This is a genomic window from Nostoc sp. JL23 (genome assembly GCF_017115065.1).
Lineage (GTDB): Bacteria > Cyanobacteriota > Cyanobacteriia > Cyanobacteriales > Nostocaceae > Nostoc > Nostoc punctiforme_A.
On record NZ_JABXKN010000014.1, the window covers coordinates 39,648 to 65,014 of the forward strand.

20 protein-coding genes and 1 pseudogene are annotated in these 25,367 nt (G+C 41.9%); 5 read left to right on the forward strand and 16 right to left on the reverse strand.

What is annotated here, in order from left to right; genetic code table 11:
• The first annotated feature begins 33 nt into the window (after positions 1-33).
• Positions 34-738, forward strand: coding sequence for a CAP domain-containing protein (locus HWQ42_RS00920; RefSeq protein ID WP_292808494.1), 705 nt, complete (start codon positions 34-36; stop codon positions 736-738).
• Positions 739-877: 139 nt separating this feature from the next.
• Here HWQ42_RS00920 and HWQ42_RS00925 read toward each other — a convergent pair whose 3' ends face one another.
• From HWQ42_RS00925 to HWQ42_RS00950, 6 genes and pseudogenes are all read right to left on the reverse strand, one after another.
• Complete coding sequence (locus HWQ42_RS00925) at positions 878-2,260, reverse strand: carotenoid oxygenase family protein (RefSeq protein ID WP_292808496.1); 1,383 nt, start codon at positions 2,258-2,260, stop codon at positions 878-880.
• Positions 2,261-2,391: 131 nt separating this feature from the next.
• On the reverse strand, positions 2,392-5,583 hold the full coding sequence (locus HWQ42_RS00930) for an efflux RND transporter permease subunit (RefSeq protein WP_292738012.1): 3,192 nt from the start codon (positions 5,581-5,583) through the stop codon (positions 2,392-2,394).
• A 113-nt stretch (positions 5,584-5,696) separates the two neighbouring features.
• Complete coding sequence (locus HWQ42_RS00935) at positions 5,697-7,271, reverse strand: efflux RND transporter periplasmic adaptor subunit (RefSeq protein WP_292738014.1); 1,575 nt, start codon at positions 7,269-7,271, stop codon at positions 5,697-5,699.
• Positions 7,272-7,650: 379 nt separating this feature from the next.
• Positions 7,651-7,746 (reverse strand): annotated as a pseudogene (locus HWQ42_RS00940) (TetR family transcriptional regulator); the annotation flags it as partial.
• A gap of 484 nt (positions 7,747-8,230) precedes the next feature.
• Positions 8,231-9,520, reverse strand: coding sequence for a glycosyltransferase family 4 protein (locus HWQ42_RS00945; protein WP_292808498.1), 1,290 nt, complete (start codon positions 9,518-9,520; stop codon positions 8,231-8,233).
• Between the two features lie 866 nt (positions 9,521-10,386).
• On the reverse strand, positions 10,387-10,965 hold the full coding sequence (locus tag HWQ42_RS00950) for a PEP-CTERM sorting domain-containing protein (protein WP_292808500.1): 579 nt from the start codon (positions 10,963-10,965) through the stop codon (positions 10,387-10,389).
• 252 nt (positions 10,966-11,217) lie between these two features.
• Here HWQ42_RS00950 and glyS point away from each other — a divergent pair, with 252 nt between their 5' ends.
• Complete coding sequence (glyS, locus tag HWQ42_RS00955; RefSeq protein ID WP_292808502.1) at positions 11,218-13,371, forward strand: glycine--tRNA ligase subunit beta; 2,154 nt, start codon at positions 11,218-11,220, stop codon at positions 13,369-13,371.
• An 84-nt stretch (positions 13,372-13,455) separates the two neighbouring features.
• Positions 13,456-14,967 (forward strand): UDP-N-acetylmuramoyl-L-alanine--D-glutamate ligase, encoded by a 1,512-nt coding sequence (gene murD, locus HWQ42_RS00960; protein WP_292808504.1) that lies wholly within the window; start codon positions 13,456-13,458, stop codon positions 14,965-14,967.
• A gap of 442 nt (positions 14,968-15,409) precedes the next feature.
• On the opposite strand, the gene HWQ42_RS00965 is transcribed toward murD, so the two are convergent.
• From HWQ42_RS00965 to HWQ42_RS00980, 4 genes are all read right to left on the reverse strand, one after another.
• Complete coding sequence (locus tag HWQ42_RS00965; RefSeq protein ID WP_292719064.1) at positions 15,410-15,634, reverse strand: type II toxin-antitoxin system HicB family antitoxin; 225 nt, start codon at positions 15,632-15,634, stop codon at positions 15,410-15,412.
• The gene (locus tag HWQ42_RS00970; protein ID WP_292808506.1) at positions 15,634-15,825 is read right to left on the reverse strand and encodes a type II toxin-antitoxin system HicA family toxin; all 192 of its coding nucleotides are present in this window, start codon (positions 15,823-15,825) and stop codon (positions 15,634-15,636) included. The genes HWQ42_RS00965 and HWQ42_RS00970 overlap by 1 nt, the downstream gene beginning before the upstream one ends.
• 125 nt (positions 15,826-15,950) lie before the next feature.
• Positions 15,951-16,559 carry a hypothetical protein gene (locus tag HWQ42_RS00975; RefSeq protein ID WP_292808508.1) on the reverse strand — a complete coding sequence of 203 codons (609 nt, stop codon included), beginning with the start codon at positions 16,557-16,559 and terminating at the stop codon, positions 15,951-15,953.
• Between the two features lie 176 nt (positions 16,560-16,735).
• Positions 16,736-17,323 (reverse strand): thylakoid membrane photosystem I accumulation factor, encoded by a 588-nt coding sequence (locus HWQ42_RS00980; protein ID WP_292738028.1) that lies wholly within the window; start codon positions 17,321-17,323, stop codon positions 16,736-16,738.
• Between the two features lie 360 nt (positions 17,324-17,683).
• Here HWQ42_RS00980 and HWQ42_RS00985 point away from each other — a divergent pair, with 360 nt between their 5' ends.
• On the forward strand, positions 17,684-19,042 hold the full coding sequence (locus HWQ42_RS00985; protein WP_292808510.1) for a Mur ligase family protein: 1,359 nt from the start codon (positions 17,684-17,686) through the stop codon (positions 19,040-19,042).
• Between the two features lie 62 nt (positions 19,043-19,104).
• Entirely contained in the window at positions 19,105-19,923 is an 819-nt protein-coding gene (locus HWQ42_RS00990) for a type 1 glutamine amidotransferase (protein WP_292808512.1), read from the forward strand.
• 200 nt (positions 19,924-20,123) lie between these two features.
• Here the strand turns inward: HWQ42_RS00990 and HWQ42_RS00995 are convergent, their stop codons facing one another.
• The 6 genes from HWQ42_RS00995 to HWQ42_RS01020 form a co-directional block, all read right to left on the reverse strand.
• On the reverse strand, positions 20,124-20,639 hold the full coding sequence (locus tag HWQ42_RS00995) for a hypothetical protein (protein WP_292808514.1): 516 nt from the start codon (positions 20,637-20,639) through the stop codon (positions 20,124-20,126).
• A 162-nt stretch (positions 20,640-20,801) separates the two neighbouring features.
• Positions 20,802-21,395 carry a DUF4360 domain-containing protein gene (locus HWQ42_RS01000; RefSeq protein WP_292808515.1) on the reverse strand — a complete coding sequence of 198 codons (594 nt, stop codon included), beginning with the start codon at positions 21,393-21,395 and terminating at the stop codon, positions 20,802-20,804.
• A gap of 917 nt (positions 21,396-22,312) precedes the next feature.
• Positions 22,313-23,926, reverse strand: a complete 1,614-nt coding sequence (locus tag HWQ42_RS01005) for an NAD(P)H-quinone oxidoreductase subunit 4 (protein ID WP_292808517.1) — start codon at positions 23,924-23,926, stop codon at positions 22,313-22,315.
• Between the two features lie 376 nt (positions 23,927-24,302).
• Positions 24,303-24,722: an endonuclease domain-containing protein gene (locus tag HWQ42_RS01010; RefSeq protein ID WP_292808519.1), complete on the reverse strand. Its 420-nt coding sequence runs from the start codon at positions 24,720-24,722 to the stop codon at positions 24,303-24,305.
• Positions 24,723-24,932: 210 nt separating this feature from the next.
• Positions 24,933-25,076, reverse strand: coding sequence for a hypothetical protein (locus HWQ42_RS01015; protein WP_292808521.1), 144 nt, complete (start codon positions 25,074-25,076; stop codon positions 24,933-24,935).
• A 35-nt stretch (positions 25,077-25,111) separates the two neighbouring features.
• Positions 25,112-25,366 carry a type II toxin-antitoxin system HicB family antitoxin gene (locus tag HWQ42_RS01020; RefSeq protein WP_292808523.1) on the reverse strand — a complete coding sequence of 85 codons (255 nt, stop codon included), beginning with the start codon at positions 25,364-25,366 and terminating at the stop codon, positions 25,112-25,114.
• Position 25,367 lies beyond the last annotated feature (1 nt).

Genomic DNA, 25,367 nt, shown 5'->3' on the forward strand with positions numbered 1-25,367 from the left:
AAATTAATCCATAAAAAAATTGTGAGGTAATGGATGCGTCGCATAAAATTTTGGGTATTTTTGCCAATTGTTTTAATATTCGGCTGCTCAGATCAACTGTTTCAATCTAACCCGTCTGTAGCCAACTCTAACCCAGCAGTAGTTGAACAAACTAGTCCAACTTTATTAGCAAAGGCGAGTTACCTTTCACCGTTGGAACAACAGGTAATTGTTGAAACCAATAAGGTAAGAACAAATCCTAAAGCATACCTCCCCATTCTGGAAAACTATAGAAAGCGTTTTGAGGGGAACCGAGTCAAAATTTCTAATAATACTTATTTGCGAACTCAAGAAGGAGTCAAAGCAGTTGATGAAGCGATCGCATTTCTCAAATCAGCACGTCCTATAGGAGTCTTGAGTGCATCTAAGGGTATGTCTTTAGGAGCAAAAGACCACGTAAAAGACCAAGGCCCAAAAGGTGCTATAGGTCATGATGGTAGTGATGGTAGCAACCCATTTACTCGCATCAACCGCTATGGTAAATGGCAAACAACCGCAGGTGAAAATATCAGTTATGGGCCAAATACGGCTCAAGATATTGTTATGCAGTTAATTATTGATGATGGTGTGCGCGATCGCGGCCATCGAAAAAACATTTTTAACGGCGCTTTTAAAGTTTCTGGTGTTGCTTATGGAACTCACAAATCATATAGAACAATCTGTGTGATTGACTATGCTGGGGGGTATAGGGAAAAATAATTTGCGATCGGGAATAGAGAGGATTCTACCTGGAGATTAGAAATCGCGGTTACACAAACCAAGTTCACCTGCCAAAGAATTTGAAACCCGCTTAGGCGGGTTTTGTCTGTGTAGACGCGATTTCTAACTACCCATTTAGCTATTCCTCGGCAAACCAAGCACCATGAAACCCATAAGGCACTCGTTGGGGAATTATCACCCGCGCTACAGGTTCAGCCATCACATCTTGAGCATTCAGCACTACTAATTCTGAAGTGTTTGAATTCTCATCGTGGACGAAAGTCATCAGCCAACCATCATCTTCAGCCGTTGCACCAGGACGCGGCGCAAACACAGTTTCACCGTTATAGCGCCCCTGCCCAAATTCATGTATTTGGGATTTTCCATTGCTGAAGTCGTATTTGATGATACCGTCAAATAAAGGTACGGGACTGTTTGCCGCTTTGTTAGTGTAGCCATATCGGTTTTGTCGCCCCAATCGGTTTTCGTTGACGCGGGGAAATTCCGAGGCGACATCATCCAACATCTCTTCACGCACTGAACCGGTGTTGAGGTTAAATCGCCAGCGATGCAAACGGGGAATATTTGCGTTTGGATCGGGTTGTGAATCATCAGAACTCAAAACAGTTGTAGAACTCATGCGGCAGGCAATTAGCACTACTTCGTCTCCCTCTTCGTAAGCGTTGAGGGTATGGAAGACGTAGCAAGCAGGACTTTCAAACCAGCGGATATTACTGTTGTCACCGTGACGTGGTAGAATCCCGAAACGACTGGGGCGATCGCGCTCAAACATCATTACAGGTTCTCCCCGTTGCGATCGCTCTGGGTTAAAAGTCAGGGGCAAATCCATGAAAATCGTGTAGTTTTCAGTGATGGCAAAATCGTGCATCATCACGCCTATTGGCAGTTCAATTGGCACTGTCCGCAACAGTTCACCTTGTGCTGAGACGACACTATATTGCAGATACGGTGGCGCAAACAAAGAGTAGCCAAAGAAGATCATTTCCCCTGTAACGGGGTCTACCTTGGGATGGGCTGTGAAGGCAGAAACCAGCTTGCCATTGTAGCTATACTCACCAATAGTTTCTAATTCAGGCAGTTTAATAGCGTGAGGTTTACCTCCCTCGTTCAGCGCCAACATCTGACCAGCGTGCCACACTAAAGCAGTATTGGCAGTATTTTTGTAGCGGCCGTGGGGGTTATCCATTTGTGGTGGTTCTAACAACCCAGTCCAGATAGCTTTACCTGCTTCTCGTTCTTTTTTCCATCCGGCTGTCTGGACGTAGCGGTTACGATAAGTTGCTATGCCGTTGCTAATTTGCACACCATGCAACATCCCGTCCCCGTCAAACCAATGATATTGACCGATAGGCGTCCATTGAGGGTTAGGGCCATTCCGCACAAACATCCCTGATAGATCAAGGGGTAATTCACCGATGACTGGTAATTGGTCGGTGGTGATTTCTTTATGGACTGGAGCAAAATTGCCATCGAGATAGGGATTGACTGCTATTGTTACCATTGTCTTGATTTCAGCGTACATTCGTACTATACATTCTGGTTTGTTATCATGCCCACATGGAAATTTTGAGGGCCTTGTAGAATTTTTACAAGTCCCTAAATTGATTTGCTCCAACCGATAACGAAAGATACTCAATCCTCAGCTTTTGTTGAATATACAGCAGTGCTACCATTCAATGACGCAGCTTCTACTGATATTTCTTGATGCCGATTTGGTTTGATAAATCTCTCTGTTGTCGTCTTAATTACGATATACAAAATTGGCACTACAAACAAACTTAAGAAAGTAGCGATTAACATTCCACCAAAAACTGCCGTTCCCAAAGATTGCCGACTTCCTGCACCAGCACCCGTGGCAGTAGCTAAGGGGAAAATCCCCAAGAGTGTAGAAAAAGCAGTCATCAAAATTGGGCGTAACCGCTCTTGTGAAGCCTCAATTACTGCTTTGGTCATCGAAAGCCCTTGGTCTCGTAATTGGTTAGCAAATTCCACAATCAAAATCGCGTTCTTACTAGCTAAACCGATCAACATTACTAGACCAATCTGACAGTAAACATCATTTGCAAAACCCCGCATTGATTGAGCTATAAGCGCTCCAAAGATAGCTAAGGGAACTGATAACAGAATGATAAACGGGTCAACATAGTTCTCGTATTGAGCGGCTAGTACCAAAAACACAAAGATTATTCCTAATCCAAAAATCAGGGGTGCTAAACCACCAGAATCGATTTCTTCTAATGCAGTCCCTGACCATTCATAACCATAACCTGCTGGTAAAACTTCTTTAGCAACTTTTTCCATTGCTTTAATTGCGTCTCCAGAACTAGAGCCAGGGGCAGCGGCACCATTAATTTCAATTGAGCGGAATAGATTGTAGTGATTTATCGTTTGCGCTCCCACAGTCGGAGTAACTGTGACTAAGTTACTCAAAGGAATCATTTGATTCTTTTGAGAACGAACATATAGTTTACCAATATCTTTTGGGTTGGAACGAAACTGTTGATCTGCTTGGATATACACCCGATAATTGCGCTGCTGGAGATTGAAATCATTAACATATTGAGATCCCAAAGCAGTTTGTAATGTACTGAAGACATCATCTATGGAAACTTGCAATGATTTAGCTTTATTGCGGTCTACTTCCACAAGCAATTGTGGTGTATCTGCGGCAAAGGTGCTAAATACAGCTTGTAATCCTGGTGTTTGATTAGCTTTACCCAGCAATTGACCCATCGACTGGACTAGATTTGCTAAACCACTGTTACCTCTGCGGTCTTGCAGTTGAAATACAAAGCCGCCAAAGTTGCCTAAACCCTGAATTGGTGGCGGATTCACAGGAAAAACTCTGGCCTCTGGAATTGCCAATAACTTCCCTTGCAAGCTGCCAATAATCGCCTGTACTGATTGATTGGGTTTTGAGCGCTCGTCCCAAGATTTTAAAGTTGTAAATATGATGCCGCTGTTAGCTGTGCTACCACTAAAACCAAATCCACCGATCGCAAAAGTCCCTAGAACTTCTGGAATTTGCAGAATTTCTTTTTCTACCTTTGCAATCACATCGCTGGTATATTGCAGCGAAACTCCTTGCGGCCCTTGGATAATTGTGATGAAGTAGCCTTCGTCTTCGTCTGGGAGAAAGGCTGTTGGTACTGTGGTGTACAGCCAAGCAGTCATTCCCAAGGAGACGATAAACAACCCAATCACAATACCTTTGATGCGTGTTAGAAAGGTAAGCGATCGCTTATAACCATTCTGTACCCAGTCAAGAAACCGATTAATCTGGTCAAAAATCCAACCCAGCCAGCCTGAAGGTTTTTGTCCTTGACGCAGCAGCAGCGCACATAAAGAAGGCGTTAGGGTCAAAGCCAAAAAAGTTGAAATCGCAATGGAGAAAGCGATCGTCAGCGCAAATTGTCGATAAAGTGCGCCTGTGGTTCCCGGAAAAAACGCCACTGGCACAAACACTGCCATCAATACTAGTGAAGTGGCAATAACTGCGCCAAACAGTTCCGCCATTGATTCACTAGCGGCTCGGCGAGGACTAATTCCTTTATCCTGAATAAAACGGCTGATTTGCTCTACCACCACGATCGCATCGTCTACTACCATCCCCGATGCTAAAGTTAGACCAAATAAAGTCAAACTATTGATGGAAAAGTTAAAAACTTTAACGAAGGCAAACGTTCCAATTAAGGAAAGCGGAATGGTCAGTGCAGGAATTAAAGTGGTTCGCCAGTCTTGTAAAAACACAAAAATTACAATTACAACCAACACCACCGCTTCAATCAGAGTCTTGACTACTTCTGCCAAGGACTCTTCTACAAAGGATGTTGTGTCAAAAGCTACCTGATATTTCATTCCTGGCGGAAAACTCGGTGCCAATCGCACCAGTTCAGCTTTGACTCCCTTGGCTACTTCCAAGGCATTACTGCCAGGAACCTGATAAATCCCTAAACCGACAGCATCATTGCCCCGAAATCGCAGAAATGAACTGTAGTTTTCTGCGCCTAGTTCTGCTCTACCTATATCTTTGAGCTTAACTAACGTACCATCATCTTGAGTTTTCAGGACAATTTCTTCAAATTCTGATGGTTCTGTTAATCGGCTGACAGCACGCACATCCAGTTGATATCTTTGTCCTTCAGGAGCCGGTTCTTGTCCAATTCTCCCTGCACCAACTTGCAAGTTTTGTTCGGATAGGGCATTTGCTACATCCTTAGTCGTTAGTCCCCGACTGGCAAGCCGACTCGGATCTAACCACAAACGCATTGCGTAGCGACGTTCGCCAAAAACTTGGGCGTTGCTCACGCCCTTGACTCTTTTTAAGGCATCTGCTAGGTAAAGGTCGGCATAATTGCTTAAAAATATGTTGTCGTACTCTTTATTTTCAGCGTATAAACCAATTGCCAAGAGAATGTTGCTAGACTCTTTTGATACCCGAACTCCCGTGCGTTGCACACTCTCTGGTAGTTGTGGTTGGGCAACAGAAACACGGTTTTGCACATCCACAGCCGCAATATCTTTATCCCGTGATGAATCAAAGGTGGCTGTAATGGTACTTGTACCATCGTTACTGCTGCTAGAAGTCAGATATCTTAGTCCCTCAACCCCGTTGATTTGCCTTTCTAAGATATTTGTCACACCGCTTTCTACGACTTCTGCACTAGCTCCGCTATAGTTGGAAGTTACACTAATTTGAGTGGGACTAATTTCTGGGAATCTAGCGATCGGTAGTGTGGGAATACTGATTAATCCGATTAAAAGGATGACGATCGCACATACCGACGCAAAAATTGGCCGCTTAATAAAGAAGTCAACAAACATAGTTTAAAAATTGGGCTTTGGGTATTTGGTATTTGGCATGAGGCATGGGGCATTGGGCATTGGTTATTTCCCCCCTGCTTCTCTGCCCCTGTGCCCTCATCTTCCTTCTTCAGCTAAGGCTTCTGGCTACCAACTTCTTCTGTTTCAGGAGTAATGGGAGCGCCATTGGTTAAGTTAAGAATGCCGGAAACAACAATTTTGTCCCCCGCTTTTAGTCCTTCGATAACTTGATAATTATTCCCCTCAATAACTCCTAATTTCACCGGTTTTTGTTGAGCTACTAAAGCTGGCGCTCCAGGTTTAGACTTTTCTTGCGGCGCTTGCGCCACAAACACAAAAGTCTCTCCACCCAAGCGAGATATTGCTGTAACTGGAATTAAAATTCCTGGACGTTCGTTCCAGATCACTTTGGTTTGCACTGACTGAAGATTAAGCAGTCGATTTCTCGAATTGCCAAAGTTGGCTTTTACCAAAACTGTCTGCGAATCGGAACTAGCATTTGGGGAGATAAAACTGATTTTACCGGTTGCGATGGGTTTGTCTTGGACATCCAGCATTTGCACAGGTAAGCCCAAGCGTAACTTTCTGGCTTCAGCTACGGGAACAGAAATATTCAGTTCTAAAGAGTCGTTTCTGGTGAGTGTAGTCAGTTGATCTGCTTTTTCCACATAATCTCCCACTTTTGCGGGAATATCACCAACAATGCCAGTGAAAGGTGCCAGAACTTTTGTGTATTGCAATTGGACTTGAGCGGCTTGGAGTTGTCCAGCTGCTTGAGTTACTTGCGATCGCGCTTGGGCAATTTCTTCTGGACGCGAACCATTTTCTAGCTGTCTTAAGTTTTGTTTCTGTTGTTCCAAAGCACCAGCTAGCTCATTAACACTCGATCTTCTGCTTTGGCGGAGTTGATCTAAGCGTTTCTGGGCTACAACCAGGGCAGCTTCAGCACTTTGCTGTTCTTTGACATATCCTTCTAAGGTATCTTGGGAAACTGCTCCCTCTTTTCTCAATTGTGCATATCGCTTGGCGCGTGACTGTGCTAGTTCCACATCGGATTTAGCTGACTGAATTTGAGCCTCAGCCTGAGCAATTTCTTCTGGTTGCGATCCCGATTGCGCATCTCTAAAGCGAGCTTGGGCTTGGGTTAACTGCGCTCTAGCTTGGGCAACTTCTTCTTGTCGTGTACCTGCTTTGAGTTCAGCAAGACGTGCTTGGGCTTGTTGCAGTGAGCCTCTAGCCTGTAACAATTGAGCTTGGACATTATCACTTTGCAGACTAATGATGACTTGTCCTTGTTGAACGCGGTTGCCCTCTTGGATGAAAATATCGGTAATTCGTCCTTCAACCTGTGGCTTGATGATTACTGAACGTGGAGCCTCTAAGGAGCCAATAAACTCCGAACTTTCTTGAACAGTTTCAGTTTGCACAGTTGCTAGCTTGACCGGAACTGCTCTAGGTTGACCGGCATTTGCTTCAGCCGCTGGTGCATTACTAGTTTGCCACCAGCGCCAACCAAAACCTACACCTCCAATTAATAAGAGGATTCCTAATAGTAGCGGCCAACGACGTTTTTGAGGTGGCTTAGGCGATCGCTGTGGCAATTGTTGCGACTCTTGACTAGAATCATTAACAGCAGGCTGTTCTATTTCAATCGGTAAGGGAGAGTCAGGGAACTCAGAATGGGACATCTTCGTTTTCTCGTCTTGTGGATTTAGACTTGGGCAATCTACTCTTCGCTAAAAAAGCATTATTTGAATAGTTTTTTAGCCCTTTTTTCTCTATGTTGGTGACAAATATGTTTGGGTATTTGGGCGATCGCTCACGATGTCTAGCACCTAAAATGAAGCAATTTTGTTCAACACATTATGGTTAATTTGTATATTACTTAACTCCGTTCAATTTCTTAAAGTGTAATTTATAGTTTTTTGTTAGTCAGTAAAAACCCAGTGCCTTAGCTCAGAGAGAAAGCACGGTTCATGTTGTTGCAGCTAAAGTTTCGGTCTGTAAAGCGTAGGGGTAGCCCGCCTAAGGCATCGCTTCGGTAATTGGAGCAAGCTAAGTTGCTTTTCAGTTTTGGAAATGACGAAATAAAGTTACCTCATTGACCGCAGCAACACGAGCAATTTCTCGCGTTGTCGCCGTGGTTAAACTTGCCGTTGCAAATACCTTAGTTGCTGACTAGATCAAGGGTGCATAAGTTTGTGCCGTACTTGACGCTAAGTTCTCTATGAGTGTTTGCAAGCGCTTGCTTGCATTATAACCACATAGCAGACGAGATTGGTATAAGTTACAGATGAGTTTATCGCCCTTAAGTATTAGTGAATACTGATCTTAAGGAAGAAAAAAGTCTGGAGCGATGCCTGATTTACGAGACGCTACGCGTAGCTTTGCTTCTTTACAGGAGTATACGCCTACGCTGATTAATTCAGCTGTCTTAATCAAAGTTGCGAGTTTCATCAAGTTATCCTCACCAAGAACGACGTGCAATCAGCCAGTGTTCTCTAGATTCCTATTTTTGAGCAGTCTCAACTTCCTACAGTTAGTTCACCCGATCGGTTGATCTTTAACTCACCCGAATGGGTGATTTAATTGATCCCAATCGGGGTTTTGTTTGTGTAGCTGATGAGTGATACATCCTCAATCCCCTTCAACCATCCACAACTGATTTCTTAGAATCGAATTTCGGTAAAATCCCCACAGTTGATTTTCGGTTGGTAACAATATGAGAAAAAAGCCACTCATACCGATCGAGCGCTTGCTCTAAGGAATAGTTTTCTTCGGCAAATTGTCTTCCTGTGTTACCTAGCTTCTTGGCTAGAGCCGGATTAGCATATAAATCATGTACCGCAGCGGCCATTGCTTGGGGTGATTCTGGCTCAACAACTATCCCACCACCACTGAGTTCGATGGCTTTGGCAGCAGTACCAGTGGCGGGAACTGAACCCACAATTGGGCGACCACTCGCCAACAACAGTGGTATTTTTGAAGGCATATTGAACGAAATCACATTGTGCTTTTGCACAATTAGCCCGACATCAGAAGCTGCTAGCATTTCAGGTAGTTTTTCTCGCGGCTGTAACGGTAGTAGCAAAACATTATCTGCTCCATTTGATAGACAATATTCCTGCAACCTTTGCAATGCTCTTGATTCGCCAACAATGACAAAGACAATATCTTTGATATGACGTAAACAAACGGCTGCTTCAATTACTGTCTCTAAACCTTGCGTTAGAGCAATGTTACCTGAATAAAGTACTACAAATTTCCCATTGAGTTGATGGCTAGATATCCAGGAGTTGCTCTGTTTCGGTAACGGGCGAATAAAATTTACATTTACCCAATTGGGAATACAAACAATTTTATTAACAGGTACTCCCTTATTGACTAAATTCTCACGAAACCCATCAGTGATCACACTAATAGTGTGTGCAGTTCGATATGCAAATTTCTCTAAAGCTGCAAGAGTTTGGATCATCCACTTGTTTTTTAATAGCCCGATACGCACAGCAGCTTCTGGTAAAATATCTTGCACATTTAGAACTACTGGGCAGTTGTATAACCAGCCCAATGTTGTTGCTGGTAACGTACCTAGTAGCGGTGGGACTGTTAAGATAATCACATCTGGTCGCCCACCTTTAATGGCTTGGGGTAAGCTCGTGAAAACAAAACTCAACTCCAATAACAGCCGATCTACGAGGTTCGGTTTAGACTTAATACGGACGTAACTTCGCGCAATTGTAACGCCATTTTTTTGTTCTGTAAGATACCACTTATTCTGATACCCATCGTAAATTTCGCGCTGAGGATAGTTGGGCATTCCCGTAATCACTCGCACTTTATGACCTCGCTTTACTAGTCCTTCTGCCAATTCAGTCATTAACGGAGCAATTCCAATTGGCTCTGGATGATAGTTGTAGGAATAAATTAGAATATGCATGAACTATTTGTGAATTTTGTGAAGAGAGCATGAGACGAGCAGATTACTTATTAATAGCCAGTGGGGCTGCTATTTTTATTATTTACAGCATTTTTTTGCATGAAGTACAAAGCCACTGATTTGGAAGCAGGAGGCAGAGATAGAAACTATTTATATCTGATTTGTATCCCTGCATTTTGTTACCTCATTTATTTACAAATGCTGTATTTTGATTGGTTAAATTGTTTGATTAAAAAAAATGTGTTAAACATTAGTTAGAAATTTTCTTCGTGGTTTTCAACAGAGAATTTTTGTCCTGCATAAAACACTGAAAAATCAAAATATGACTTTGTATACACAGGTTAGACTATTGATAAATATAGACTTTATTTTCTGGTGATTATGACAATAGTTGGTCTGTTTATCTCCGAACTAATGCCTCAATTTATACTTGGAGAATTGTAACATTATATTTCCTACTATGTATATAACCCTCATTCCGCCTTCTCAACTGGCACATGAAGTATTCTTAACCAAGTTATCAGTATTGTATTCATTAAACAAAATCCCACTTTTTAAGTAGTTCAAAAGCACTGACCAAAACAGTCTTAGGTGCTGAATTATAAATGCTGAGGTAAAAGTAAAACTAATTTCACTCAGCACTGAACGTTGTAAAAGTGTTGATGACAAACTAATAGACATTTGGTAAAATTAAATATGCGTTATCTAAAATCCTTGTATAGACTTAGCAGTGCTACGTCTCTAAATTTTTCTTTCACTCATATTTATAATGAGGTTATATGATAACCCCACTAGTTAACTGAACTAGTAGGGCTAGAATAGAGATTCAGTAAATTTGGCAAGCTTTGACTAGAAAGCCCTAATTTCTAGTAAGAGGCTTGCTTTTTCTTGAAAGTTGAACCTACACCCAAACCAGCAAATGCTAGCAAACCCAAGAGAGAAGTAGGCTCTGGGACTTTGGACACTTGAATAGAGCCAGAATTTTGATCTAGTGTTGTTGACGTTCCCTGTTGATCGACATCCTGACGTAAGAACAAAGAGTCGCCAACCGTTCCCTGAAAGAAATATTCTCCAATTACACCCGTCCCTCCGGCGACATCAAAGGGGCCAAACAATGTGTGAGTGGAAGTATTAAAATTGAAAGCGAAGAAGTTAGATTCTGATACTCCACCACTAACGGTGTTATAAGTTCCCAGAAGATTTTTAGATGGGTCTAAGAAGGAGACATTCAAGGATTGTAAAAAGTTGGTGGCTCCACTACCAAGTTCTGAAATGATTGTTGGTGCTGTAGTTTCGTCGTAGCTGAATGAACCTGTTGCAGAGTAACCAGCATCACCTTGCCAGTTAAAGTTTAATTCAATAGCTTGGGCTGGGTTGTTAGCACCAGCAGCGATCGCAACGCTGGTTGCTGCGATCGCGGTGATTTTGGCGAAAATATTTTTCATGGTCATAACTCCAAAGTTGATTGTGATGATGCATATATCAATGCATCAATCAACACTAAGCTTACGATAGAAATATATATCCGTAAATACCGCATAAAATACAAGATGTAATGTAATGAATCTATGAAGAAAAGTACTTGTTTTATAAAGTTTTGCATAAAATGTCAAGTCTATGATTCAGCTAAAAATCACGAGCGATCGGCTGAGAATAACTGATAAAGTTGAGCTACGCAAAGTTGAAAACAGTGTTATATGCCTGGGTTTCTATTAGAAGTTGGTACAGAAGAACTACCTGCAAGTTTTCTCAGTGATGCTTTAGTGCAATGGCAGGAACGCATTCCCCAAAGCCTGGAAGCAAACAGCCTCAAGGGCGCAAGTGTCCAGATATACGGTACTCCCCGGCGGCTGGCGGTATTGATTACAGGTCTACCATCGCAGCAACCAGATCGAGAAGAAGAAATTAAAGGGCCCCCCGCCCAAGCCGCCTTTAAAGATGGTCAGCCAACAGCAGCAGCAGCAGGCTTTGCCAAAAAGCAAGGTGTGGAACTGGATGCGCTGTCTGTTCGCCCCACTGACAAAGGGGAATTTGTCTTTGTGCAAAAAAGAATTCGCGGTCGTCCTGTGGCGGAAATTTTGACAGAACTTGTTCCCCAGTGGATTTGGGGTTTAGAAGGTAAGCGGTTGATGCGTTGGGGGAATGGGGATGCGAGGTTTTCCCGACCAATTCGTTGGCTGGTAGCTTTGTTAGATGAGACAGTACTGCCTTTAGAATTAGTGAATGGTTCTAAAACGATTCAGAGCGATCGCATTTCTCAAGGTCATCGGGTTTTGCATCCTGAACCTGTGACAATTGCCCAAGCTACTGATTATGTTACTGCCCTCAAGTCTGCTTATGTCACCGTTGACCCAGAAGAACGGGTAAATCTGATCAAAGAGCAAGTAAATGCAGTCGCAGAGAATTTAGGTGGGTATACAGTAATTTACCCCGATTTGTTAGCGGAAGTAACCAACCTTGTAGAATATCCTTCTGCAGTTGTTGGTAAATTTGAACCAGAATTTTTAGAATTACCAACTGAGGTAATTACTGAAGTCATGGTTACTCATCAACGTTATTTTCCTGTATTCAAACCAGGGAGTTTTGAGCAAGAATTATTGCCAAACTTCATCACCATTTCTAACGGCGATCCCAAAAAATCAGATATTGTTGCCGTCGGAAATGAAAGGGTAATTCGTGCCAGACTAGCTGATGGCAGATTTTTCTACGATGCTGATTTAACTAAGCCAATAGATAGCTTTTTACCCCAGTTAGAAAAAGTCACTTTTCAAGAAGAATTGGGTTCGGTGCGTGCCAAGGTAGATCGAATAGTTACAATTGCCGAGCAAATTAGCAGTCAATTAGAATTAGCGGAAGATCAAAGCCAAAGGATCCAACGTGCTGCTTTATTATGTAAAGCAGATTTGGTAACACAAATGGTGTATGAATTCCCCGAATTACAAGGCATTATGGGAGAAAAATATGCCTTAGCCAGCGGTGAAGATGCCGAAGTAGCAAAGGCAATTTATCAACATTATTTGCCAAAGGGAGCCGGTGATATTTTACCTGAAACACTCACAGGTAAAATTGTTGGTTTGGCAGATAGATTAGATACTTTAGTGAGTATCTTTGGTTTAGGTTTAATTCCCTCTGGCTCCTCTGATCCCTTTGCCTTGCGCCGTGCAGCCAATGCTGTAGTTAAAATTGTTTGGTTTGATAACTTGCCGATAAATTTAGATGATTTATTGAAGCAGATAGCAACAGACTTTGCAGCAAAATATCACAAAGATGGGGCGTCATTAACCACAGCATTACAAGAGTTCTTCTTGCAACGCATCCGCACTTTACTACAAGAAGAAAAGCAGATTGATTACGACTTAGTAAATGCAGTTTTGGGAGAAAACGATCCAGAATACACAGAACGGACGTTAAAAGATTTATTGGATGTACGCGATCGCGCCTTATACTTACAACAAATCCGCAACGATAGTACCTTAGATAACATCTACGAAACCGTTAACCGTTCCACACGATTAGCCGCCCAAGGTGATTTGGATACAAAACAGCTAGAACCAATAACCGTAGTTCGTCAAGAATTATTCCAAAAGCCCTCTGAGATCGCTTTGTATAATGCGCTAATCGAATCAGTACCGCAAACTCAAGCAGCACAACAGACCCGAAATTATCAACTATTAGTAGCAGCACTAGCAAAAATTGCTCCGGCAGTTAGTAACTTCTTTGATGGTCCAGATAGCGTTTTAGTTATGGATTCCGATCCAGAAGTCAAGCGTAATCGACTACATCTGCTGGGACTAGTTCGCAATCATGCCCGTGTTTTAGCTGACTTCGGTGCGATCGTCAAAAATCTGTAGCGTAGGTCAACAAAAACTTGTGTAATTTTTGCCAAGAAACGCTACTATAGGGAGTGCTTAACCAGGGACACTCTGCTGCAATCTATGTCCAAAGCTACTGTTATTGGATTGGGAAAGTCCGGTGTTGCTGCGGCGAGATTGTTGAAACGGGAAGGTTGGGAGGTAGAGCTGAGTGATGGCAACACCTCCAAAACCCTCCTAGAACAACAACAAGAACTCGCTGCCGAGCAAATAACCGTTAAACTAGGACAATCCCTAGAATTGAATGGTGCTAATTTACCCCAATTAATAGTCGTTAGTCCTGGCGTGCCTTGGGATATTCCCGTATTAGTTGAGGCACGCCAATTAGGTATTGAAACCATTGGCGAAATGGAACTCGCTTGGCGAAATTTACAATCGCTACCTTGGGTAGGAATTACCGGCACTAACGGCAAAACTACTACCACAGCTTTAATTGCTGCCATTTTCCAAGCAGCAGAATTAAATGCACCTGCCTGCGGTAATATTGGCTACGCCGCTTGTGAAGTTGCTCTATCCCAGAGGGGGAAAAGAGCAGGGGGGGCAGGGGAGGCAGGGGAGGCATTTGATAATTCCTCACTTTTAACTCCTCACTCTTCACTCGATTGGGTAATTGCGGAAGTTAGCAGCTATCAAATAGAATCTTCGAGTTCTCTTGCTCCCCGGATCGGTGTTTGGACGACTTTCACGCCGGATCATCTTAGTCGCCATCAGACTTTAGAGAACTATTACAATATCAAAGCCAAGTTATTACGTCAGTCTGAGTTGCAAGTGTTCAATGGCGATGATGCCTACTTGAGCCAGTTAGGTTTAAGTGCTTGGCCTGATGCCTATTGGACAAGTGTCAAAGGAAAAGATTTTCTGATTAGCGAAAAAGGCTTTTACATTGAAGACGGCTGGGTTGTAGAAAAATTGACTGCAACCTCGACACCAGAACCGATTGTGAAAGTATCTAGTTTACGAATGGTGGGAGAACATAACCAGCAAAATCTTTTGATGGCAGTAGCAACAGCAAGATTAGCAGGAATTAATCGTGATGCGATCGCACGTGCAGTTCGGGAATTTCCTGGTGTTGCCCATCGTTTGGAGCATATCTGCACATGGGAAGGTATTGATTTCATTAACGATAGCAAAGCTACCAACTATGATGCGGCTGAAGTAGGTTTAGCATCTGTTAACAGTCCAGCAATTTTAATTGCTGGTGGAGAAGCGAAAGCAGGTGATGATACTGCCTGGTTAGCACAAATTCAAACCAAAGCTGCTGCTGTGTTATTGATTGGCTCTGCTGCACCTGCATTTGCCAAACGTCTGCGAGAGGTGGGGTATCATACCTACCATATTGTGGAAACTATGGAAAGGGCAGTTCCCAAGGCGGCAGAATTAGCCAAGCAGTATCAAGCGCCTGTAGTATTGCTATCTCCAGCTTGTGCAAGTTTCGACCAGTACCCGAATTTTGAGGTGCGGGGCGATCGCTTCCGTCATCTATGTCTTGCTTGGGCAGGTGGTTGGAAACCCGCCAGAGTAGAACTTCCAGAACTTGAAAACTCTAGTAAAGAGTCCATAGTTCAAAGTCGATAAGCATTGTTTCTTAACAAGTTCGTAGTAAGGACTTTAGTCCTTGTTTTCTAAGCACTAAAGGGGAGCATCCCGTTTTGGCAGATCGCCCTGCGCTAAGGCGCACGCTACGCGAAGAGAAGTGAAGTCTGGGGCTATACAAACTTTCGTCCGCCTGCGCGGACTCTATAAAACCCGCGCAGGCGGGTTTAGTCTGTATAGCCGTGATTTCCAATCGCCCGGTGTTTCTTCCAAAACTAACTTTAACGTGAATTCGATGAACCTCTCCCTCCCAGCCCCCTCTGGGAAACAGAAAGGGAGGAGCAACGAAAAATTCAGCTTTTTGCTCCCCTCTCCGACACGGAGAGGGGTTGGGGGAGAGGTCAAATAAGACTTGTCGAACTCACGTTAACTTTACAAAATATCTAGAAGGATTGTTTAGTGCTAATTTAGTAGTTTTTTATAATTATATTTTGCTGTAGTTTGCAACTTCAACCTCATGAGCAATGCTTGTAGGTTTAGGAATAGGTAAACCATCTTCTAGCATTCCTTCTATATGAAATTCAATAGCTTCTGCAATCATCTGCTTGACTTCTTCTAAAGTTTCACCCACAGCTACACAACCTGGTAAATCAGGGACATAAGCACCATAGCTAGTTGCTCCCTTTTCAATCACAACTGTATAACGCATCAGTCTTCCTCCAATTGAGCTTGTCTCCAGATATTTTTCAGAGTACCAATTGGCACATCCACGTTTGGCTTACCAGCCACTGTTACAGTACCAGCTTTATCAGGATGTTTGAACTGTCGATGACTACCTTTAGTTCTAGCAAGATACCAACCATTAGCTTCTAGTCGTTTGCTCACTTCGCGTACTTTCATGCTACTACTTATCTGTACAGTTAAAATTTCTGTTACAGATAGAGTGCCTTATTAAGAAAGCAAAGTAAACGCAATTTTATCCGTCATTTTGTCGTGGTTTTCAGTATTGCTACCCAACACATCAATCAACCAATAGGGCGATTTCCGGGATTGACTGCATGAATATATTCACTACCCGATCGCGGTCTTCCTCGTTTATAATAAGCTTCTTCTGGTTTACCCCATCCTAACTGCAAAATCATTTCCAAAAAGCTAGAATTTTCCCACTTGCACAAACTTGCCCACTCTGTTCTTTGAACAATTCTCTCTACATCAGATGTGACAATTTGTTGGTGTTGTTTACTATTATTGAAACTCAAGTATAAATCCATTCCTATAGTGACTTCATACCAAAATTCTACGATAGAATTTTTAGCGGCTTTTAATATCTCTAAGTCACCATTGAGGGCAATTAACTCAGTATCTATTTCGGGATAGTGCAAGTTTTTTCCTTTAACTGTCACTTCTCGCCAAATAATACCGGAAACTCGATTTTCTTTCTGATACTCGTGAATTGCAGTTTTAAAATCTTGATAGGCAGTAAACTGTTGCAACCCATCAGTTCTGATAAACTGGTCAATTACAGGATTGCCAGAGACTTTTATTTCTAACTTTAAGCGCTTTCCTTTGAGGCAAGCTTGGCGTTCGGCTGCCAAAATTTGAATTAGTTCCTGGGTGGTGTAAACCTTTGACATCAGAATACACTCTAGTTAATTATTGGACAATGGGCATTGATTACGGACTATAGACTATGGATTAATTTCCTCATTTGCGAATACAGATATTTCAATATTATGCTTTGACATCGGCGGCAACGTAGTAACAGATATAACTAAAAATTAGGGCAGACCAAATTGGTCTACCCCATAAGTTACTTAGCTAACTCACTACTAAACTCGTTAAAGGCTCGCCGCTTTAGCTGTGCTGTTTCAGTGCGTGGTAATAAATCAAAGATTTTACGAAATTGATCGTCTATATCTTCAAAAGCTACTTGACCCTTTTTATTCAAAACTACCTCACCTGATTTATTTAACACCACGACTTGAGGAACACTCCCAGCAAAGTAATATCCTGGTTCTGTAGGGTCGTAGGTCTCTTTAGGCGGGATAGTATCTACATTAATCGGCATAATCTCTGCTACCCGACCATAGAATTCCTGTACCCGTGAAATGGAAATGGCATATCTTTTAGAATCGCTACTATCATCCAGATAAAAAGCCAAAAATACGGGTTTATGTTCCGCTAAAGTCTGTGCGAGTGTCTGTCTGGGAGGAACCAATGAACCATTGCCAGCATAAACGACAAAGATGTTGCCATCATATAAATCATTATTAAGACCAGCAGATGCAGGTTGCATACTTATAATGAAAAGACTTACAAGCAACAACAGGCATTTGGACAACCACCTTCGCCAGCCAGTAATTTGTTTATGTAAAAAAAGAAACTTTGTGCTATTCATCAAAAGGAACCTTGCAAGCTACTACTTGTTGTGAGTTTGTGCTGAATTTGGCCAACTGGGCTGGATATGTAATTACGCCCACGCACTATTTTTTAAGATAACGCCTACTGAGATTATCTCTCGCAAGTGGCTGGTATCGCTACGCAGAATTCAAAACAGAGGTAAAGTAGCGCAACAATCCAAAATCATTCGACTGAGCGTAGCCGTACCCTTCCGGGGAAGCAAGCAACGCGTAGCGTTCCGCAGAAAAGTCTAAAATTCAAAATTGCGAATACTGGCTTTTTCAGCCAGGATTCGCTAAACTCACAAGATTAAATTTGCACTTTTAATTAGCAACCGCCAGAAGACTAGGGTACAGATGTGGGAAACAAAATACAATTCATAGATAGGCTGCGATTGGGTTTCGCAGTGTCAGTGGCAAAGAGTGTAACCTTTATTGTGCAATGTCTTCGACGGGCTGCGCCTACGCTCCGTCTAGGTGCTGGTAGTGTATTACCAGGCGCAATTGCTCGTCGCATTGAACCCCGACTTTTACAATTATTGAGTCAGCAAGTTAAAAATGGGGTGATTTTAATTGCTGGTACTAACGGCAAAACTACTACAGCGCTGCTTTTATGCACAATACTAGAACGCAAAGGTTTTCGTGTCACTCATAATTCTACAGGTGCAAATCTGGAAAATGGCTTGATGACAGCGCTGTTAGAAAGCGCCAACTTACTAGGTACGCTAAATTCTGATTACGCCATTTTGGAAGTTGATGAAAATATTGTACCAAGAGTATTAGCACCACTCCAGCCGCGAATCATTCTCTGTTTAAACTTGTTCCGCGACCAACTTGATAGGTACGGCGAAGTAGACACAATTAGTAAGCGTTGGACAAAAGTTATTTCTACACTACCACCAGAAACGGTGGTAATTCCTAATGCTGATGACCCAACTTTATCTAATCTCGGTCAGCAGTTACCTCAACGGGTGTTATTCTTTGGCTTGAATGAACCAGAACATTATCTAGAAGCTATTCCTCACGCTGTTGATTCTATCTATTGTCCCAAATGTGGACATTCTCTAGATTACAAGGGTGTTTATTTGTCTCATTTGGGAGATTTTACTTGTCCTAAGTGTGGTTTTAGTAAAAGTAAACCGACTCTCGAAAGTGGTGAATGGTCGCAAATTCTGGTTGGTTTATACAACAAATATAATACTTTGGCGGCTGCAACTGCGGCTATTGAGTTAGGAGTTGATGAAGCAACAATCAGAGATACTATTAACAACTTCCAAGCTGCTTTTGGTCGGGCTGAAGATTTAGTAATCAATGGTAAACGAGTACGAATATTGTTATCAAAAAATCCTGTGGGAACGAATGAAACCATTCGCGTAGTTACTCAAAGCACAGATAAAACCACACTGCTAGTTTTGAACGATCGCACACCCGATGGCACTGATGTATCCTGGATTTGGGATGTGGATACCGAGAAATTAGTCGAACGAGGCGGGACTTTAGTAGTGAGTGGCGATCGCGTCTACGATATGGCACTACGTCTACGTTACAGCCAAAAGTCCCTTGAGAGCAACTTAAATTTAATTGTCGAAGAAGATTTGCGACAAGCGATCGCAACTGCATTAGAGCATACACCAGAGAATGAAACTTTGCATATTCTACCTACCTACTCAGCCATGCTAGAAGTGCGAGAAGTTCTGACTGGTCGTAAAATTCTTTAAATTTGTCATTGGATAAGAGTTTTTTCCTATGCCCAATGCCCCATGCCCCATTCCCAAAATTTATGAGTTCTCAAAATTTAGAATTAACAATTGGTTGGCTTTATCCGACGCTGATGAGTACTTATGGCGATCGCGGTAATGTAATTACTATAGAACGTCGCGCCGAGTGGCGGGGATACGATGTAAAAGTGTTACCCTTGGATCAAAATTCCACAGCCGCAGATATTAAAACTGTAGATGTAATCGTTGGTGGTGGCGCACAAGACCGTCAGCAAGAAATTGTCATGCGTGATTTGCAAGGTGCGAAAGCTGACGCGATGCGCGACAAAATCGAAAATGGCACACCGGGAGTATTTACTTGTGGTTCACCCCAATTATTGGGACATTATTATGAACCAGGCTTGGGACAACGAATTGATGGTTTGGGAATACTCGATTTAGTTTCCGTGCATCCTGGTGAAAATACTAAGCGGTGTATTGGTAACTTGGTAATTGAAGTCACAGCCTCACGTCTGGCGCGAGATTTAAAAGAGATGACGGGTAGCACACCGTATTTGGTAGGCTTTGAAAATCACGGCGGACGTACCAAACTGGGGAAAGTGGAAGCTTTGGGACGTGTGGTATACGGCTTGGGAAATAATGGTGAAGATGGAACTGAGGGAGCATTTTATCAGAATGCGATCGCTACTTATTCCCACGGCCCTTTGTTACCGAAAAATCCTTTTGTCGCCGATTGGTTAATTCAAACAGCGCTACGGCTAAAGTATCAACAGGAAATTACCTTAGAACCTTTTGACGATAGTCTAGCTATACAAGCACGAGAAGCGATGTTTAAACGATTGAAAGTGAGTTTACCAAATGCTGCGGCGGCGAAAGTTTAACCTAAGTTCGCTGATTAAGCCTCTCTCCGTGTCGGGGAGAGGTTTGGAGAGGGGTCAAATTTGAGATAAAGCATAAGGCAAAATGACTTACTTGTTTTATAACTCATGCTTATGAGGAATAATGGGAGCATCCCATTTCCTAAAGGAGCGATCGCTTCTCAGTTCGGAAATTAAAGAAGCACTCAAACCATATTTTATTGTTATTGAAGTGCAAACTTCATATCTGTCAACTCTAATTCTCCTCCGTTCGTCGTTAATACTAAATTAATTGCTAAAACACTTTTTCCTGTACTTGTATAGTTCGTCGGAAGTATTTGATTAGTCAAATCAAAATTCATAGCACTTCCATATATCATTTGATATGGAGTTGGTTTCTCGCCAACTAAAAATGATGATATAGCTATTTGTGCTGGTGCTTTCTTGACTACACCTTTTAAAGCTAAAGGCACAAGCCTAAATTGCTTTTGAGTATTAGAGATATTAATTCTAATAATACATCTAGCCCTTGGCGATTGTGCGTTTACAGTTAGATTAGAGCCAAGTGTAAACTGATTTATTTGCGGATCGAAACTTATATTACATCTCTTATTAACCAAAAATTTTGGCTGGTTATCTATTGCAGCAGCAGTGCTAGATGAATTGGCATCATAAGAATAGAAAAAAAACAAGCACATTAATATGAAAAAATTACGTGCATTACTTAATCTCAACATCATCTTATTCTCCATCAACATAAATTTATAATCTTAAAGAAGAATACATTCGGTAGATTCAATGAGTGCGGGATTTAGATCCATCACTCATTGAAGACCACCAAATTTAGAATCTGGCTCGGTGTATCACCATCTATCTATCCGCAGAATCGCTAAAAGGAAGGACTAGCAACGTTTTAGGTCAAAATAAAGTCTCACATCCCCAGCATTGATATCGGCTGTATCAACGAAAATAGAACTTCCTCGCGAGGATTGTGCAATCAGATTAATACCTAATAGTCCTTGCCCACCACCACTACATAAACCTGTAGCAGCTACAACAGTAATCTCATCTTGCTCCGCAAATGCCTTACTAGATTTAAAATTAGTAGTTTTAGGGGGAGCTACGGCTTGACCAAGAGCACCACCACTAAAGCTATAAGTTCTGTTTAAGCTGGTACCTTTACTCCCTCTATCAATATCAGTAGTTCCTTGGTACAGTACTTGTACCTCTTGGACGATGAAACCACTTGGAATAAAAGTTTGAACACGTAAAATACACTTTTGACGCTGACCACTGAATGCACTAAAGTTATCCAAGACGATCGATAAGCTTCTACCATCCTCTCCAGGAAGCTGATCGGCAACCTTACATCCACCAGAACCGAGTGCATCTCCAAAAGTAATACTAGGCTCTTCAGCCAAAACCTTGGTCGCAATCACGTTGAGTCCAAGAATTGTAGTTAGAGACAGTAATAGACCAAATTGTTTAAAGTTCATATTGATTGTACCTATGTTGTTAAAGTTGTTTTTTCATGGAAAATGCAGTCAAAATGCATCTACCCCAATTCTTTAACTAGTACAGGATAAATTGCTAGAAGGTTTACTTTATTTAGAAACTAAATCGTTTTTAACTGTGGCAGGAATTAACTTAGTGTAGGTATAGCACCACCTTCGTAGAACTCACCTGTAATAGCCTAAAGTCTTGAGATTAAAAAATGGCAATTTCTCTGTAAAATCCATGAGATAACTCTCCTGTAGATGCAAAAGTAGAATTAAGCCTCAATACTTTGCTAAAAAAAGAGGTAGTCTAGCTTTTGCCGAAAGACCCCAACGCCAGAAGGCTGTAAACTCTCAAGCTAATTACTGCAATAGTTGAGTGTCTTTATCTTGAAGTTATAAAAATAATCTGAGGAACTTGTGAGGAAATATAGTACTTATTAAAACTTAAACTTTGTCAGGACTAAGGCTATATTTTACTGGGATATCAATAAAATTAATCTTAAAATTACAGAGATATTTATGTCCTTTGTCCTTATATGTCCTTATATTAGATATCTGATGAAAAAGAATGTGAGGAACTTGTGAGGAAATACAGTACTTATTAAAACTTAAATTTTGTCTAGGATTCAGGCTAGAGTCTTCTGGGATATGAATACAACTAATATTAAAGCTAATGAACACATTACCAATATTGGCGGAACTCTCTAGTTTGAATAATTTTTAGGTAAGGGCAATACCCTGCGGGAAGCCGCTTCTCTACAAGATACTTTGCGAATGCGTCTACATGAGTTGCCCTTACCTAAAAATCTATTTCAACTCAATAATTATAAAATTTTAGGGGTGGTTATGAAACCACCCCTTTATTCTCCTAATATTTAGAATTTACTTGCAGACCCCTTAATGGGAAAGTTAATTTACTCAGAAATGTTAATCGAACTTTCAACTTGAGAAGTGGCCAATGTTGGTGCAGAGAAAATCCGCGAGTACAGACTTGATGGTTGTTGATGAGCAACAACTGGTAAAACTTGACGAGCATGAGCAGCTAATTCTACTGCTTTCACATCATAAGTCTGCGTTGCCAACTTGGGATAAAACCCGATTCCGATGATTGGTAGCAGCAAACAAGCGGTAATAAATATTTCGCGGGGTTTGACATCAGATATTACAGCATCCAAGTGCAACTCTTTATTTTGCTCGCCGTAGAACACTTGACGCAGCATCGACAGTAAATAAATTGGTGTCAAAATCACGCCAATCGCTGACAACAGCACGACTACAACTTTGAAGCTGGAACTGTAAACATCACTGGTGGCAATACCCAGAAATACCATCAACTCACCCACGAAACCACTCATTCCTGGTAAGGCGAGAGAAGCCATTGAACCAATGGTAAACAGAGCAAAGGTTTTGGGCATTACTTTAGCCATACCGCCCATTTTATCCATCATCAAGGTGTGGGTGCGATCGTAAGTCACGCCAGACAGGAAGAACAAGCTAGCAGCAATCAAGCCGTGGGAAACCATCTGTAACACTGCACCACTGATACCCAGTTCTGTGTAAGAGGCAATCCCAATCAGCACAAACCCCATGTGGGCTATTGAAGAGTAAGCCAAGCGGCGTTTGAGGTTGGTTTGAGCAAAAGCACAGCAAGCACCGTAGACAATATTAACCACACCCAAAACTGCTAACACTGGGGCAAAAGTCACATGGGCATTGGGCAACATTTCCACATTGAAGCGGATAAGAGCATAACCACCCATTTTTAACAAAACACCAGCCAAAATCATTGAACCGGGTGCTGATGCTTCACCGTGGGCATCAGGTAGCCAAGTATGTAAAGGGAAAATTGGCAGTTTCACACCGAAGGCAATCAAGAAACCTGCATAAACCAACAATTCTAAGGTCTTGGGATATTCTTTCATTCCTAGAGTCGCCATGTCGAAGGTGACGGTATTTCCAGAGAATGCCATTGCAAAACCAGCAATCAAGATAAATATTGATGCAGCAGCGGTGTAAAGAATGAATTTGGTAGCGGCATAACGGCGGTTTTGTCCTCCCCAGATGGAAATCAGCAGGTAAACCGGCACTAACTCGATTTCCCACATTAGGAAGAACAACAGCAAATCTTGGGCAACAAATACGCCAAGTTGGGCGCTGTACATCGCTAACATCAAACCATAAAATAATCGCGGCTTGGTGTTAACTTTCCAAGCCGCGAATATTGCGAGGGTATTTATTAAGCCTGTCAGAAGTAGCAAGGGCATCGATAAACCATCAACCCCCACAGCCCAATGCAAACCTAACTGCGGTATCCAAGGATAGTTTTCTACGAGTTGGAGTGTTGAGCTTTGGAAGTCGTAGTTATACCAAAAGGCATAAATCATCAGTGCAAAGTCGACAAAAGCAACTCCCAGACCATACCAGCGGACAGTTCTACCTTCCTTGTCTGGGATTAGGGGGATGGCTAAGGTAGCCACCAAGGGTAAAAGGATTATGGCTGTTAGCCAGGGAAATTCAATAGCATTCATCACTTCTGACAATCAATTTGGCTTATCGCTTTTAATTTCATTGTATTAAGGAATCAATACTTTTGTAAACATTCTTTAACTCTATGAATATTAAATTTTTGACATAGATAAGAACATATACTCATTGAATGTCAAATTATCAGGATAAATAAGAATAAATACTTATCGTTTTTTGACGATTCCATTCTAAATGTAAACTTTTGCAACGTCAACTAAAGCCACCGTTACAATACAGTTACATTTCCTGCTTCAGTCCCATTGTCAGGGCTATATAGTCTACGCTTCTAAGTTGAGTCATAGACTTAACCTCCAACCCCTTTCCGAAGCGGAGAGGTGAGCCAGATTTCTTCCCTTTCCCTTGTAGGGAGGAAGGGGGTTAGGTCTGTTGAGAACAAGCTGTGGAAATACGCATCAAAACTTTATCAAGATCGTGTCTAACTTCTTCATTTTTAATTGGCAACAAACGCAGTCCCCTAGCTGACAAAACTTTGTCCCGTTCTGCATCATATTCGGCTTGTTGTTCATGAATTTTGCCATCTACTTCTATCACTAATGCAGTTGAGTGACAGTAGAAATCTGCAATAAAGCCATTGATAATCTGCTGACGGCGAAAGTGCAAACCATTCAGGCGATTAGCACGAAGATGTTGCCAAAGAATTTTTTCTTCTGGTGTCATTTGCTGACGAAGTTCTTTGGCACGTTGCACTTTAACTAAGTCTGCTTTGTAGCCGATTACAATATTGCGAGTTCTCTCTTTTTTCGGTGGATAGGGTTCTTCGGGAGTTGGATTATTCATTTATAAAGTATGAAAATAGGTGTTTATTTTTAGATTATGATTGACCTCTCCCCCAACCCCTCTCCGAAGCGGAGAGGGGAGCCAGATTTCTCCCCCTTCCCTTGTAGGGAAGGGGGTTGGGGGGTTAGGTCAGATATGTTGGGATGGTCGTAATTTATTCTAAAGTTCCAAAGGTTTGCTACAGGCTATTAAAACTTTTCTATATATAAATTAAACTCGAATATCCAAAATATCCTCAAGCCTGGGCATCTCTTCCAACGGAATCACGCGCCCTTCATCCTCAAAACCTGCGATTTGATCAAAGTTCAAACACCGATACAAATCATCCGCAAAAGGATGAATTCTACTCGCCACAATATCCAAATATTCCTCCACTGTGGGAAGCCGCCCTAGCAGCGCACAAACTGCTCTAAATCTTCTTCTTTTTCTTCAACAGATAAAAATTCATGTAATTCATCTATTGAAACGGTAGATTTATAAATATTACTTTCAGACTCATAAACAATTTCAAAAGATTCAATTGCTTCTTTCAGTTTTTTAATTGCATCTTCTTGACTATTTTCCTGCCCGACAATGCCGTTTTCTAAACATAAAGTAACCCAATAACCAGAATTTTTTCTGAGTACGACGGTATAAAAATTCATT

Coding starts and splice junctions, on each gene's coding strand:
- HWQ42_RS00920 (WP_292808494.1), top strand. CDS start 34: ATGCGTCGCATAAAATTTTGGGTATTTTTGCCAATTGTTTTAATATTC.
- HWQ42_RS00925 (WP_292808496.1), bottom strand. CDS start 2,260: ATGGTAACAATAGCAGTCAATCCCTATCTCGATGGCAATTTTGCTCCA.
- HWQ42_RS00930 (WP_292738012.1), bottom strand. CDS start 5,583: ATGTTTGTTGACTTCTTTATTAAGCGGCCAATTTTTGCGTCGGTATGT.
- HWQ42_RS00935 (WP_292738014.1), bottom strand. CDS start 7,271: ATGTCCCATTCTGAGTTCCCTGACTCTCCCTTACCGATTGAAATAGAA.
- HWQ42_RS00945 (WP_292808498.1), bottom strand. CDS start 9,520: ATGCATATTCTAATTTATTCCTACAACTATCATCCAGAGCCAATTGGA.
- HWQ42_RS00950 (WP_292808500.1), bottom strand. CDS start 10,965: ATGAAAAATATTTTCGCCAAAATCACCGCGATCGCAGCAACCAGCGTT.
- glyS (WP_292808502.1), top strand. CDS start 11,218: ATGCCTGGGTTTCTATTAGAAGTTGGTACAGAAGAACTACCTGCAAGT.
- murD (WP_292808504.1), top strand. CDS start 13,456: ATGTCCAAAGCTACTGTTATTGGATTGGGAAAGTCCGGTGTTGCTGCG.
- HWQ42_RS00965 (WP_292719064.1), bottom strand. CDS start 15,634: ATGCGTTATACAGTTGTGATTGAAAAGGGAGCAACTAGCTATGGTGCT.
- HWQ42_RS00970 (WP_292808506.1), bottom strand. CDS start 15,825: ATGAAAGTACGCGAAGTGAGCAAACGACTAGAAGCTAATGGTTGGTAT.
- HWQ42_RS00975 (WP_292808508.1), bottom strand. CDS start 16,559: ATGTCAAAGGTTTACACCACCCAGGAACTAATTCAAATTTTGGCAGCC.
- HWQ42_RS00980 (WP_292738028.1), bottom strand. CDS start 17,323: ATGAATAGCACAAAGTTTCTTTTTTTACATAAACAAATTACTGGCTGG.
- HWQ42_RS00990 (WP_292808512.1), top strand. CDS start 19,105: ATGAGTTCTCAAAATTTAGAATTAACAATTGGTTGGCTTTATCCGACG.
- HWQ42_RS00995 (WP_292808514.1), bottom strand. CDS start 20,639: ATGATGTTGAGATTAAGTAATGCACGTAATTTTTTCATATTAATGTGC.
- HWQ42_RS01000 (WP_292808515.1), bottom strand. CDS start 21,395: ATGAACTTTAAACAATTTGGTCTATTACTGTCTCTAACTACAATTCTT.
- HWQ42_RS01005 (WP_292808517.1), bottom strand. CDS start 23,926: ATGAATGCTATTGAATTTCCCTGGCTAACAGCCATAATCCTTTTACCC.
- HWQ42_RS01010 (WP_292808519.1), bottom strand. CDS start 24,722: ATGAATAATCCAACTCCCGAAGAACCCTATCCACCGAAAAAAGAGAGA.
- HWQ42_RS01020 (WP_292808523.1), bottom strand. CDS start 25,366: ATGAATTTTTATACCGTCGTACTCAGAAAAAATTCTGGTTATTGGGTT.